At 66.6% G+C, this 13,284-nt stretch carries 10 protein-coding genes; all 10 read left to right on the top strand.

All coding sequences use genetic code 11. From position 1 onward, the window contains the following. Positions 1-130: 130 nt before the first annotated feature. The 10 genes from OHA18_RS02275 (at position 131) to OHA18_RS02230 (ending at position 13,279) form a co-directional block, all read left to right on the top strand. Positions 131-1,411, top strand: coding sequence for an ABC transporter substrate-binding protein (locus OHA18_RS02275; protein WP_329001824.1), 1,281 nt, complete (start codon positions 131-133; stop codon positions 1,409-1,411). After that, on the top strand, positions 1,408-2,277 hold the full coding sequence (locus OHA18_RS02270; RefSeq protein ID WP_329001822.1) for a carbohydrate ABC transporter permease: 870 nt from the start codon (positions 1,408-1,410) through the stop codon (positions 2,275-2,277). Before OHA18_RS02275 ends, OHA18_RS02270 begins: the two co-directional genes overlap by 4 nt. After that, complete coding sequence (locus OHA18_RS02265) at positions 2,274-3,152, top strand: carbohydrate ABC transporter permease (protein WP_329001821.1); 879 nt, start codon at positions 2,274-2,276, stop codon at positions 3,150-3,152. Before OHA18_RS02270 ends, OHA18_RS02265 begins: the two co-directional genes overlap by 4 nt. Beyond that, the gene (locus OHA18_RS02260; protein ID WP_329001819.1) at positions 3,149-5,077 is read left to right on the top strand and encodes a hypothetical protein; all 1,929 of its coding nucleotides are present in this window, start codon (positions 3,149-3,151) and stop codon (positions 5,075-5,077) included. Before OHA18_RS02265 ends, OHA18_RS02260 begins: the two co-directional genes overlap by 4 nt. Continuing rightward, entirely contained in the window at positions 5,074-5,868 is a 795-nt protein-coding gene (locus OHA18_RS02255; protein WP_329001818.1) for a hypothetical protein, read from the top strand. Before OHA18_RS02260 ends, OHA18_RS02255 begins: the two co-directional genes overlap by 4 nt. A gap of 27 nt (positions 5,869-5,895) precedes the next feature. Beyond that, complete coding sequence (locus OHA18_RS02250; RefSeq protein ID WP_329001817.1) at positions 5,896-7,755, top strand: right-handed parallel beta-helix repeat-containing protein; 1,860 nt, start codon at positions 5,896-5,898, stop codon at positions 7,753-7,755. A gap of 114 nt (positions 7,756-7,869) precedes the next feature. Next, positions 7,870-9,588 carry a right-handed parallel beta-helix repeat-containing protein gene (locus OHA18_RS02245; RefSeq protein ID WP_329001815.1) on the top strand — a complete coding sequence of 573 codons (1,719 nt, stop codon included), beginning with the start codon at positions 7,870-7,872 and terminating at the stop codon, positions 9,586-9,588. Positions 9,589-9,852: 264 nt separating this feature from the next. Next, a complete protein-coding gene (locus OHA18_RS02240) occupies positions 9,853-10,773 on the top strand; it encodes an ABC transporter permease (RefSeq protein ID WP_329001813.1) in 921 nt (306 codons plus the stop codon). Then, a complete protein-coding gene (locus OHA18_RS02235) occupies positions 10,770-11,666 on the top strand; it encodes a carbohydrate ABC transporter permease (protein WP_329001811.1) in 897 nt (298 codons plus the stop codon). Before OHA18_RS02240 ends, OHA18_RS02235 begins: the two co-directional genes overlap by 4 nt. After that, a complete protein-coding gene (locus tag OHA18_RS02230; protein ID WP_329001810.1) occupies positions 11,663-13,279 on the top strand; it encodes an extracellular solute-binding protein in 1,617 nt (538 codons plus the stop codon). Before OHA18_RS02235 ends, OHA18_RS02230 begins: the two co-directional genes overlap by 4 nt. The last annotated feature ends 5 nt before the right edge of the window (positions 13,280-13,284 follow it).

The raw sequence follows: 13,284 nt of genomic DNA, 5'->3' as shown, positions 1-13,284 counted from the left end.
ACGGACTTGTGACTCGGAACGTCCACTTTGCCGTTTATACGTTGACACTTGAGCGCACTCCTCTGCATCGTCACTCGATAACGACGCCCGGCCGCCCCCGACGCCGGGACGATCCGAGGAGGACCCGGAAATGGCTCGTTCCCTACGGCCCAAGAATTCGCGCAGGCTCGGTGTGCTGACGTCCGTCGTGATCCTGGTGGGCGCGGCGGGCTGCGGCGGTGGCTTCAGCGACGACAAGGGTGCTGCTGGTGGCAGCACCGGTGAAGTGCGGATGCTGGTCAACATCACTCCCAACCTGACCAAGAGCTACTGGGAGGGCCTGGTCAAGCCCTTCGAGGACGCCAACCCGGGTGTGGACGTGAAGATCGAGGCGCCGAGCGGGTCCGGGGTGAAGGACACGTTGCCGCAGCTGCTCGCGGCCGGCAACGCGCCGGATGTCGTCGAGACGCTGATGGCCGACAAGGTGCTGGCGCCGCAGATGCTCGACCTGACCGCCGAGGCGTGGACCAAGGACACGCCGCTGGCGCAGCAGGCCGCACTGGACGGCAAGGTGTACACGGTCGGTGTCGGCCAGCAGGCGCAGTCGCTGGTGTTCTACAACAAGGACGCGTTCGCCAAGGCCGGGATCAGCGCGCCGCCGAAGGACCTCGACGAGCTGACCGCGGACATGGGCAAGCTGAAGGCCGCGGGCTACCTGCCGCTGCAGACGGCCGGCGACTACGTGACCGGACTGCAGCTGCTGCAGCTCAGTGACCCGTCGATCGCCACCGAGCACCCGGACTGGTACCAGCAGATCAATGCCAAGCAGCTCAAGCTCGGCGACACCATGCTGCCGCTGCTGCAGCGCTACGAGTCCTGGATCAAGAGCGGGTACGTCGACAAGAACGCACTGGGCCTGAAGGACGTCGGCGCGCAGACCAACTTCCTGTCCGGCAAGGCCGGGATGTACATCATGGGCAGCTGGTTCGTGCGGACCGCCGACGACGCCAAGCCGAAGTTCGACCTGGGCGTGTTCGCTGCCCCGACCGCCGCGGGTCAGCCGTCTCCGGGTCCGCAGGGTGTCACGATGGCAGCGCCGTACATGGTGCTGAAGTCGACCGAGCAGCGTGACCTCTCGGTGAAGCTGGTGCAGTGGCTGGTCACGGACCAGACCGCAGTGCAGAGCCAGCTTCAGCAGGACGGCAACTTCCGCCAGGGGTTCACCGACAAGCTGACGCCGCTGGGCAAGCAGGTGCAGGACATCCTCGACCAGGCGCCGAAGCAGGTGGCCCAGGGCGAGGGGTACGGCGCGAACACCTTGCCGCAGGGCTTCAACGGTGAGTGGAACAAGGCGGTCCAGAGCCTCTACACGGGGAAGAGTGCGAAGGACGTCGCGACCCGCATCGACAGCTGGATGGGCTCGAAATCGTGAGAGCCCGTCTGACGACCATCAGTATGGTCGGCCCCGCCCTGGTGCTGTTCGTCGTCATGCTGGTGATCCCGGTCGGTCTGTCGCTGTACCTCAGCCTGACCGACTGGGACGGCTACAGCGCGAACCCCGCGATCGTAGGACTGAAGAACTACGTCAACCTGACGCACAGCGCCGAGGCCATCCGGGCCGGCTGGGTGACGCTGCTGATCGCAGCGGTCGGCACCGTCCTGCTCAGCGTGCTGGGGCTCGGCTTCGCCCTGCTGGTGAACGGCGCCTCCCGGTTGAACGCGTTCTTCCGGATCGTGCTGTTCTACCCGCACGTGCTGAGCGCACTGGTCGTCGGCTTCCTGTGGAGCGCAGTGCTCGGTACGTCGGGTGTCGTGAACGGCTGGCTGACGTCGAAGGGCGCCGAGGTGCTGCCCTTCTTGTCGAACCCGAACTGGGCGCTCGCCAGCCTGATCGGCGTACTGGTGTGGGCCGGATTCGGCGTGAACGTCGTGCTGTACCTGGCCGGGCTGCAGACAGTGTCGCGGGACCTGCTCGAGGCCGCGCGGATCGACGGCGCGTCCAGCCGGCAAACGTTCTTCGACGTCACGCTGCCCGCGCTTGCTCCGGTCGTGACGGTCAACCTCGTGCTGTCGCTGGTGACACTGCTCAAGACGTACGACCTGGTCGTGTCGCTGACCGGTGGTGGTCCGGCCGGGTCGACGCAGACGGCGGCGTACCTGATCCTGTGGGACTCGTTCCACAACAACGCGCTCGGGTTCGGCTCGGCGCAGAGCGTCGTACTGATGGTCATCACGGCCGGGCTCGCCCTGACTGTCGCGCGGCTGCGTTCGCGTGCTGATCAGGGGGTGCGGGCATGAGTGCGCTGCGCATGCCTCGGGTTGCGACGCTGCAGCTGAAGCCATGGCGGAGCAAGGGCTGGGGCCGGATCGCGTTCCTGGTGATCACCAGCGTGCTGATGCTGGTGCCGATGTACCTGCTGGTGGTCAGCGCGTTCAAGTCGCAGCAGGACATCCTGGCGCATCCGTTCTCGGTCTCACCGGACCAGCTCACCACGGAGTACCTGAAGAAGGCGGCGACGAACCCGGACTTCAACATCCTCAAGGGGTACGCCGTCACGATCCTGTTCGTGGTGTCGGTGAACGTGCTGTCCGTGGCGCTGGCCGGCCCGGTCTCGTACGTGATCGCCCGCCGCGGCGAACGCCGGTACCGGATGCTCCTGCTGCTGTTCGTCGCCGGGACGTTCATCCCGAGCCAGGTGCTGGTCATCCCGGTCGTCTACACGTTGAAGTTCCTCGGACTGATGGGCACGATCCCCGGGTTCGTGCTGTTCGAGACCACGCTGACGCTGCCGTTCTCGATCTTCCTGTACGCCGGCTACATCATGACGATCCCGGCCAGCCTGGACGAGGCGGCCGCGGTCGACGGCGCCGGCAAGCACCGGGTGTTCTGGTCGATCGTGTTCCCGCTGATGAAGCCCGCCGTGGTGACGATGGTCATCCTGAACACGTTCTCGGTCTGGAACGACTTCGTGAACCCGCAGATCATCCTCGGCCCGGGCAGCGGCCTCTACACCGTGACGACCGGCGTGTACGCCGCGGTGAGCCAGTACTCGACCGACTACACCGTGGTCTTCCCGACGCTGCTGCTCGCGGTGGCTCCGTTGCTGGTGATCTTCGTGCTGCTCCAGAAGCACGTGATCAGCGGCCTGACCGCGGGGGCGACCAAGGGATGACGACCACCGTTGTTGCCGAGACACCCATCGGCACGCCGCCCGCCTGGGCGATCATGCAACGCCGTCTGTTCGACGTGATGGACGAGGGCTGGTGGCTGTTCCGCGAGCGCTACTGCCTGCCCGACGGCAGCCTCCGGTACGCCGGACCTGTCCAGAGCCGTGATGGCGCCGACGACTTCTACGAAGCCTTCGTGAACTGGCCGGTGCTCTACCAGTTGGGTGGCGCGGACGATCTGATCGACGTGTCCAAGTGGCACTGGGAAGGTGTCACCCGGCAGCTCACCGACCTGGGCTTCCTGGTCGACGAGTTCGAGCGCGGCTACGACTGGTTCCACATCGGCGAGTCGATGATCTTCTTCTACGCCCTCTGCGCTGCCGACCCGACGGACGAGGTGTTCCGCGAACGTGCGTACCGCTTCGCCGAGCTCTACCTGCCCGGCTCACCGGCCGGCAACTACGACCCCGCGACCCGCACGATCCGCGCCCCGCACAACGGTGCGGGCGGTCCGCGCTGGGGCATCAACGACGAGTGGCGGACGTACGGCGCCGATCAGGCGAAGATGCGGATCTTCGGCCTGCCGCTGTCCGGCGTACCGGGGATCGCGAGCTGGGACGACCTGAAAGCTCCGGGCAACGCCGACCTGATGGGCGCGGAGATGATCCGCCGCCTCGGCGCGGGCGATACCGCCGTCAATCTCGCCGCGACCACCCTGACCGCGAACGCCTGGCTGTACGACCACAGCGACCGCTTCGCCGCGTGGACCCTGGAATACCTGGACGCGTGGGAGGAGCGGGCGAAGGCCAACGGCGGCCTGCTGCCGGACAACGTCGGTCCGAACGGCATCGTCGGCGAGCTCCACGACGGACGCTGGTACGGCGGCACGTACGGCTGGAACTGGCCGCACGGCGTGTACAGCGTCGGCTCGGCCGCGTGCATCGGGGCGCTGAACGGCGTCGTACTCACGGGTGACTCGAAGCGACTGGACTTCGCCCGTCAGCTGCTCGACCACCTGTATGAGCGTGGCGTGCGTGGAGCCGTCGACGACACCGAGATGAGCATCCGGGACCGCTGGCAGGCCGAGCTCGGCGAGGACTGTGCCAACCCGAGCCTGCTGATCCCGAACCGGCACAACGACGACGGCTGGTTCGACTACCAGCCACCGCAGCTCGGACTGCCGATGTGGTTGTGGCAGGCCGCCTTCGAGTCGGGTGACTACGACCGGCTGACCAAGCTGCGGGAGCAGAGCGGCTACGACTGGCGGACGGTCCGCGACTTCCGCAACAAGGAGGACGCCGGCCACGAGGCGCCCTGGCTCGCCTACCTCGCTGGAGACAACCCCGGCTACCCGGAGGCGATGCTGGGTGTGGCGCTGTCGCAGGTGCAGCGCCGGATGGACCTGATGGCCGTCGACACCGTCGACCCGGCCGACCTGAACATCCACCACTGGCAGCGACACAACCCGGTCGCCACCGAGGCCCTGCTGCAGCTGACCACCGGTACGCCGCAACTGCTCTACAACGGCGGACTGCTGCCACTACGCGTGCTCTACCTGGACGCGGACCGCGGCCGTCCCGGTCTGCCGCCTGACGTCGCCGCACTGGTCGACACAGTGGAGCCGGACCGGACAGGTCTGCAGCTGGTCAACCTGTCCGCGACCCAGACGCGCAAGGTGATCGTTCAGGCCGGGAGCTTCGGCACCGACCGGATCGACGAGGCGACGGTGTCCACGGCGTCGGGGGAGTACCCGGGCCCGTCCCCGGCGTACACGTCGACGCCGCCGACGCCGGGCCGCCGCACGGTTGTTGTCGGCGGCAACAGACTCGAAGTGACCATGCCCCCCGGCCGGACCATCCGGCTGGAGCTGCGGCTGACCCGAAACACCTACCGCGCCGGTCACCTGGCGCTTGACCGAGGAGATATATGAGCAGCACGGAACAAGCTCCGGCGACGCCGGTCTGGGATCTGCCGGTGCGCGGCGACACCCCGCCGGCACCGGATCCCGGCCTGGTGGCGCGGCTGTCCGAGATCGGGTCGGCCACCGCCTGTGCCCGGCTGCACAACCAAGGCATCCGCCGGACCTTCGTCGACGGTCCGACCAGCATGTTGCCCGGCAAGAAGGTGGTCGGCCGGGCGCTGACCCTGCAGTTCATGCCGCAACGCGAGGACATCGCCGACGGCCAGACCCAGGAGTACATCGAGCGCAGCACGGCGTTGTGGGCCGTGCTCGACGAGATCCAGCCCGGCGACGTCCTGGTGGTCCAGGCCTACGGCAGCCACACCACCGGCTGTTTCGGCGACATGCTGGTCCGCTACTTCAAGCTCCGCGGCGGCGCCGGCATCGTCGTCGACGGCCGGATCCGCGACGTACCCCGGGTGTCGGAGCTCGACGTCCCGATCTGGTCGACCGGAGCCACCCCGCACTACGCGTCCCAGTCCGAACTGTTCCCGTGGGCCTACAACGTCCCGGTGGCGGTCGGCGGCGTACTGACGCTGCCGGGGGACCTGGTGCTCGCCGACGACGACGGTGCGGTCGTCGTACCCCGGCGCCGTGCGGAGGCGGTCGTCGAGGCCGCCGCCGAGCACGACGCGTGGGAGAAGTTCAGCCGGCGCCGCATCGACGAAGGCGCCCCACTGCGTGACTACTACCCCCTGACCGAGAAGACCCGTCTCGAGTACGAGCGCTGGCGCAGCCAGAACGGCAACGCCGGCGACTGACCTCCCTGAGAGAGGACCCCGCCCAACATGTCCAACAGAACCAGGCGTACGGCGCTCAGCGTCGGCGCCGGGGTGGTCGCGGCTGCCCTGGTGACCGTCGCGGCCATCAACCTAGACGCCCAGCCGGCCGGTGCGGCCAAGTGCGACAACTTCTGGGTCGCACCCACCGGCAACGACGCCGCCAAAGGCACCGAGAAGAGCCCGTGGAAGACCGTCACCCGGGCCCGCGACGAGATCCGGAACAAGCATCTCAACGACCGGATGAACTGCGACATCACCGTCAACCTGAAGGCCGGCGACTACCCGGTCTCCTCCACGATCGACCTCGACCAGCGCGACTCCGGGAAGAACGGCCACCGGGTCGTCTACCGCAGCGTCGACGGTCCCGGTAAGGCGAACCTCGAAGGCGCCGAGGAGATCACCGGCTGGGAGCCGTACAAGGACGGCATCTACAAGGCCAAGGTCGACGCCTCGAAGCCGTTCTACACGCTGTTCGAGGACGGCACCCGGGCGACGAACGCCCGGTACCCGAACCGGGGCAGCGACGAGCAGTGGTCGCCGTACCTGCGCTCCGTCCTCTACGAAGAGGACAAGATGGACGTCCACAACTGGCTGTACGGCAACCCGGGCGACTGGGACCCGACCTGGGACATGAGCCAGGCGTCGGTGACGATCTGGTCCGGTGGCTCGTGGTCGTGGTTCACCGACACCATTCCGCTGCTGGACACCAACTTCAAGAAGACGCAGACCACGCTGAAGTACTGGACCCGCTACGCCATGGTGAACAGCAACGGCGGCTCGCGGTACTTCTTCCAGAACTCGCTCAGCTTCCTGGACCAGCCGGGGGAGTACTACCTCGACTACAAGGCCGGTGAGGTCTACTACAAGCCGCGCGGCGGCACGATGGACGGCGTCAAGGTACTGCGGCCCACGGTGAAGACCGTGCTCAACCTGGCCGGCTCGTCACCACAGGACCGGCTGCACGACGTCACGTTCGACGGTCTGGGCGTGCAGTACTCCGACTTCGTCAGCTGGTACCGCAACGGCTGGGTGGCCGGTGGGGACGCCGGCGTCGAGCACAAGTACCCGGAGTACGACCGGCAGATCGAGATGCCGCGGAACCGGTTCGGTGCGATCACGCTGACCAACACGAGTGGGATCGACCTGAGCCGGCTGCACCTGTCCGACACCGGGTTCACCGGCGTCTACCTGCTGTTCGCCAACGACCACACTCGCATCACCGACAGCCTGCTGGAGAACATCGGTGCCGACGGCATCAAGGTCGAGGGCGGCTGGCCGGGTGAAGGTGACCTGAGCAACCATCACACGATCTCGAACGTGTTCATCGACCACATCGGCGAGCTGGTCCCAGGCGACGCGTCGGGTATCGAGCTGATGGACACCGGGAACAACACGGTCACGAACGTCGAGGTCAAGCACAGCGCCCGCTACGGCATCAGCCTGGAGTCGCGGCCGGAGGTGACCGACGGCGACCAGTACGCCAACGGGAACACCTTCAAGTACATCAAGCTGGAGGAGATGGGCCTGGACAGCGGCGACATGGGCGCGTTCTACACGTACGGCGTCGACAACCAGGAGCCGCACCCGATCCAGAACTCCGTCGACCAGATGGTGATCGGGGACGTCATCCCGGACCCGTCGATGCCGGACGCGGGTGGTACCCGCGGCGTGCACATGGACGCCGGCGGATGCGGTTTCGCCTTCAGCAACGTGCAGGTCGGGAAGGTGACCGACCAGAAGTACCAGTCGTACCAGTGCAACCAGGTGACGAACGCCGACTGGGACACGGGCTTCGACGCGTCGAAGATGGAGTACGACAAGATCGGCGTCCTGCCGACCTTCCCGTACGACGTCGCGGGCCGGTGATGTCGGATGCGACTCGTCGGTGGGTTGGTCATCGGTGTTGCTCTGGCAGTAGTAGGTGCAGGGTCTGCGCTTGGTGCAGGTCCGAAAGAAGTCAACAAATGTGAGTCGTACTGGGTGTCGCCGACCGGAAGCGATGCGGCCGCCGGGACGGAACGCAAGCCCTGGAAGACGATCGAGCACGCGCGGGACGCCCTGCGTTCCCGGCCGCGCACCTGTACGCCGGTAGTGAATCTGCGAGCCGGGACGTACCAGGTCGACAAGACGATCACGTTCGACGACCGCGACTCCGGTGTGACGTACCGCAGCGTGGACGGGCCGGGCAAGGCGGTCTTCGAAGCGGGGCAGGAGGTGACCGGCTGGACGCCGTACCAGGACGGCATCTTCAAGGCGCCGGTCGACGTGGACCAGCCGTTCTACAGCCTGTACGCCGAGGGGAAGCGTGCTACCACGGCCCGCTACCCGAACAAGGAGTCCGACGACAAGTGGGCGCCGTACCTGAGGTCGATCCTGTTCGACCCGACCAAGGAGGCGGTGCACGACCAGCTCGGATTCAATACCGGCGACATCGACCCGTCGTGGGATCTGCGGCTCGGGACGTCGTGGCCGGCGCAGGTGACGGTGTGGTCGGGCGGCTCGTGGTCGTGGTTCACCGACACGATCCCGATGCTCGACATCAACTTCACCAAGAAGCGGACCACGCTGGTCTATCCGGCGCGGTACGGGTTCATCAACTCCGGCGGCGGTTCGCGGTACTACGTCCAGAACTCGCTCAGCCTGCTCGACCAGGCCGGTGAGTACTACCTGGACTACCCGTCGAAGACGCTGTATTACAAGCCGGCCGGCGGCACGATGGACGGCGTCAAGGTGTACCGGCCGACGCAGACGCAGGTGTTCTCGATTGAAGGTGCATCCGCGAACCGCCGGGTGGAGAACCTGACGCTCGACGGCCTGACCATCCAGCACACCGACTTCATGGACTGGTACCGGTACGGCTGGAACGGGACCGGTGACTCGGGCGTCAAGCACAAGTACCCGAAGTACGACACCCAGATCGAGATGCCGCGGAACCGGTGGGGTGCGATCACGCTGACCAACACCCGTGGCGTCAAGCTGACCAGGCTGCACATCCAGCAGACCGGGTTCACCGCGATCGAGCTGCTGTTCGCGAACGAGAACACGACGGTCTCGGACAGCCTGCTCGAACATCTCGGCAACGACGGCATCAAGGTCGAGGGCGGGTACCCCGGTGAAGGGGATGTTGCGCACGGCAACACGTTCACGAACAACTACATCCACCACCTCGGCGAGCTGGTGCCGGGCGACTCGGCCGGCGTCGAGATCATGAACAGCGGCGGCAACGAGATCAGCCACACCGTCGTCGAGCACGGCGCGCGGTACGGCATCAGCATCGAGTCCCGGCCGGAGATCCCGAACGTGGACAACTACACCGGCGGCAACACCGTCAAGTACGTCCGGCTGTCGCACCTGGCGCAGGACAGCGGCGACACCGGTCCGTTCTACGCGTACGGCGTCCGCAACGAACCGCCGTACACGCCGGATGCCTCGGTCTCGCAGCTGGTCATCGACGACGCGAACGCGGACCCGTCGATGCCGGACGCGAAACCTTACGGAGTGCACATGGACTTCGGCGGATGCGGGTTCGCGTTCGCCGATATCAAGGTGACGAACACGGAGAGCGACCCGTACCACGGGCCGTCGGCGGGTCCGTGTGACACGTTCGCGAACGTGAGCTGGGAAGCCGGCTTCGACGACTCCGCGATGCAGTACGACCGGATCGGCGTGCTTCCGTCGTTTCCGTACCAGAAACCCTGAGACCCCCGGTGCGTCACCCGATTTCCGGGTGACGCACCGGCCGGAGCTGCGCGATTCCCCAAGACACGACAGCATCGAACACGGGGGAACGGAAAGCGCTCTCCAATGTGAGAGCGCCGACAACCATCCAGGGAGTCTCGCGTGGCTCGAACAGATGCAATCAACAGCCTCCAGACGGACCGCTCCACACCGGGCGAAGTCGCCGGTGCGACCGGTTCCGGACCACCGGGCACGGCTACGGACAGTAGGTCCGGCCCGCGCACGGTGAGTAAGCCGCTGTCCTGGTGGGCGCGGGCCCGCCGGGACAAAGTCCTGCTGCTGATGTCCCTGCCCGGGCTCGTCCTGCTGCTGGCGTTCCACTACCTGCCGCTGCTCGGGAACCTGATCGCGTTCCAGGAGTACCTGCCGTTCGTCCCCTTCGGCCGCAGCGCGTGGGTCGGCCTGGACAACTTCGCGGTGATCTTCAACGGCGACCCGGAGTTCCTCAACGCCCTCAAGAACACGCTGCTGATCACCCTGGTGCAGGTCGTCTTCGTGTTCCCGGCGCCGATCGCGCTGGCCCTGCTGCTGAACAGCCTGCTCTCCGAGCGGATCAAGCGGATCGTGCAGTCGGTGCTGTACCTGCCGCACTTCCTGTCCTGGGTGATCGTGATCGCGATCTTCCAGCAGCTCCTCGGCGGCAGCGGGCTGATCAACAACTTCCTGCGCTCGCACGGGATGGGCACGATCGACTTCCTCGGCAACCCGGACGGCTTCATCGCGCTGCTGACCAGCCAGGTGATCTGGAAGGACACCGGGTGGGGGACGATCCTGTTCCTGGCCGCGCTGACCCAGATCGATCCCGGGCTGTACGAGGCCGCTCGCGTCGACGGGGCCTCCAGATGGCGGCAACTGTGGCACGTCACGGTGCCCGGCATTCGCGCGCTGATCATCCTGCTGCTGATCCTGCGGCTCGGCGACTCGCTGACCGTCGGCTTCGAGCAGATCATCCTGCAGCAGAACCTGGTCGGCAGACCGGCCAGCGAAGTACTCGACACGTACGTCTACAACAACGGCGTACTGGCCGGCCAATGGGGTGTCTCGGCCGCGGTCGGACTGGTGAAGGGTCTTGTTGCCGTCGTCCTGGTGCTCGGCGCCAACAAGGTCGCGCACATCTTCGGCGAGGCGGGGGTGTACCAGAAATGAGCACGATGCAGAAAGGTATCGACGACGGACCGGCGATGTCGTCGCGGGTGCTCAAGACCGTCGTCCTGGTCGTCTGCTGCGCGGTGGTCGTCGTCCCGTTCCTCGGGGTGATCTCGACGAGTATCGCCAGCCAGCAACACGTGACGAACTCCGGCGGCTTCGTGCTCTGGCCGGACGCGTTCAACCTGGACGCTTACAAGTCGATCTTCAACGGCGGAGTCGTGCAACGGGCGCTCCTCGTCAGCATCGTGATCGCCGCCGGCGGCACGCTGATCAGTCTCGCCGGGTCGACGATGCTGGCGTACTCGCTGAGCCGGCCGGGATCGTTCGGGCAGCGGCCGATCCTGATGATCGTGCTGTTCAGCATCCTGTTCAGCCCGGGCCTGATCCCGAACTACCTGGTGGTGAAGCAGTTCGGGCTGCTCGACTCGCTGCTGGCGCTGATCCTGCCGACCGCGATCAGCGGCTTCAACGTGATCGTGCTCCGGTCGTTCTTCATGGGCATCCCGGACTCGGTGCTCGACTCGGCCCGGATCGACGGCGCCGGCGACTTCCGGATCTTCTGGTCGATCGTGCTGCCGCTGTCCCGGGCGGTGCTCGCGGTCGTCGGGCTGTTCTACGCGGTCGGGTACTGGAACGCGTTCTTCAACGCGATGCTCTACATCAGCGACACCGCAAAGTGGCCGTTGCAGCTGGTACTGCGGACGTACGTGATCAACAACACCGAGCTCAGCAGCGGTGATCTCGGCGGCGCGGCGGCCGATCAGCTGCCGCCGCAGGAATCGATCCAGATGGCGATCCTGGTGGTATCGCTCGTCCCGATCCTGATCGTGTACCCGTTCCTGCAACGGCACTTCGCCAAGGGCATGCTGACCGGGGCGGTGAAGGGATGACGATCAGCAGAAGGAGTTTCCTGGGCGGATCGCTGGCCGCGGTCGCGACGGCCGGCGGGGTGAGCGGCTGCTCGACGGTCACCCGGTCGACGGACATCGCCGCGTTGAACAAGCCGGTCGCGTTGCCGACGTACAAACGCTTCGACGGACCGAAGCCGGACCTGCCACGCAGTCATCCGCTGATGCCGGACTGCTTCTACCGGTTCCCGGAGCATCCGGTGAAGGTGACCACCGGTGTCCCCGGCAACGGGCAGTCCGTCACCGGTACGACGCTGACGTCGAACCCGATCCCGCCGACGGCCGACCGGAACCCGTACTGGCAGGAGCTGAACCGGCGGCTCGGGGCACCGCTCGACCTCAACATCACCGCGGCGACGGACTACCCGAACAAGTTCGCCACCTCGGTCGCCGGTGACACGCTGGGCGACCTGTTCAACGTGGACAGCGGGTTCGCGTACCTGCCGCAGTTCCTCGAGGCGCGGGCACAGGACCTGACCGAGTACCTGTCCGGCGACGCGATCCTCGAGTACCCGTTCCTGGCGAACGCGCCGCAGGCCTCGTGGCGCGGCTGCGTGTTCTCCGGCGGCATCCGCGCCGTACCGATCCAGCGCGGGATCATGTCGTCGAACACCTTGCTGGTTCGCCAGGACCTGCTGGACAAGTTCGGCGTCGACCTCGGGTCGCCGACGGTCGACGACCTGCAGAAGGCGGCGAAGGCGGTCACCGACGGGAAGAAGAACCGGTGGGGCTTCGCGGTGCCGCCGACCGCGGCGGTCAGCGCGATGCTTGGCCTGCCCAACGGTTGGGAGGTGCGCGACGGCAAACTCGTGCACAGCCGGGAACTGCCGGAGCACAAGGAGATGCTGGCGATCACCCGGCAGATGGTGAAGGACGGCGTGATCCATCCGGACGGGGTCGCGAAGAACAACCAGAAGGTCTGGTTCACCCAGGGATCGGCGGTGATGACCCAGGACACGTACTCGTCGATCCAGAGCTTCTACCGGCGGGCCACGAACGAGGACTTCAGTATCTCGATCCCGGTTCCGCGGGCCGCGGACGGCAAGGTCGGGCGGGTGCTGCTCGGCGCGCCGAACAACTCGATTGCCGCGATCCGGCCGAGTTCACCCGAGCGGACGAAGACGCTGCTGCGGGTGCTGAACTGGATGGCGGCGCCGTTCGGGACGGAGGAGTACCTGTTCCGGAAGTTCGGCCTGCTCGGCCGGCACTACACGCTGGACGGCACCGACCCGGTGCTGACCAAGGACGGCGGCAGTGAGGTGTGCCTGGGTGAGTTCCCGATCCAGTACCTCGCCGACGGGCCGTATCCGGCGTACTTCCCCGGCCATCCCGAGGCCGTCGACACGGCGTACAACCACTTCAAGGCGATCCTGCCGACGGCGATCATGCCGCCGACGTACGGTCTCTACTCACCCACCCAGTCCACCAAGGGCAAGATCCTCGACACCCGGATGGATTCCATCACCAAGGACATCCAGCTGGGCCGGGCCGACCTGAATTCCTGGGACGACGCGGTCGCCGACTACCGGAAGTCCGGCGCCGACGCCATCCGCGCCGAACTGGAACAAGCCCTGGCCATCAAGGGCGACAAGTAGACCGG

Origin of the sequence: Kribbella sp. NBC_00709, assembly GCF_036226565.1 — a bacterium.
In the GTDB taxonomy this organism is placed as follows: Bacteria; Actinomycetota; Actinomycetes; order Propionibacteriales; family Kribbellaceae; genus Kribbella.
Note: the sequence above shows the minus strand (reverse complement) of the source record. Positions and strands in the feature narration are given on the sequence as shown.

Excerpts from the sequence above, each read along its gene's own strand:
- OHA18_RS02275 (WP_329001824.1), top strand. The coding sequence starts at position 131 with ATGGCTCGTTCCCTACGGCCCAAGAATTCGCGCAGGCTCGGTGTGCTG.
- OHA18_RS02265 (WP_329001821.1), top strand. The coding sequence starts at position 2,274 with ATGAGTGCGCTGCGCATGCCTCGGGTTGCGACGCTGCAGCTGAAGCCA.
- OHA18_RS02260 (WP_329001819.1), top strand. The coding sequence starts at position 3,149 with ATGACGACCACCGTTGTTGCCGAGACACCCATCGGCACGCCGCCCGCC.
- OHA18_RS02255 (WP_329001818.1), top strand. The coding sequence starts at position 5,074 with ATGAGCAGCACGGAACAAGCTCCGGCGACGCCGGTCTGGGATCTGCCG.
- OHA18_RS02250 (WP_329001817.1), top strand. The coding sequence starts at position 5,896 with ATGTCCAACAGAACCAGGCGTACGGCGCTCAGCGTCGGCGCCGGGGTG.
- OHA18_RS02235 (WP_329001811.1), top strand. The coding sequence starts at position 10,770 with ATGAGCACGATGCAGAAAGGTATCGACGACGGACCGGCGATGTCGTCG.
- OHA18_RS02230 (WP_329001810.1), top strand. The coding sequence starts at position 11,663 with ATGACGATCAGCAGAAGGAGTTTCCTGGGCGGATCGCTGGCCGCGGTC.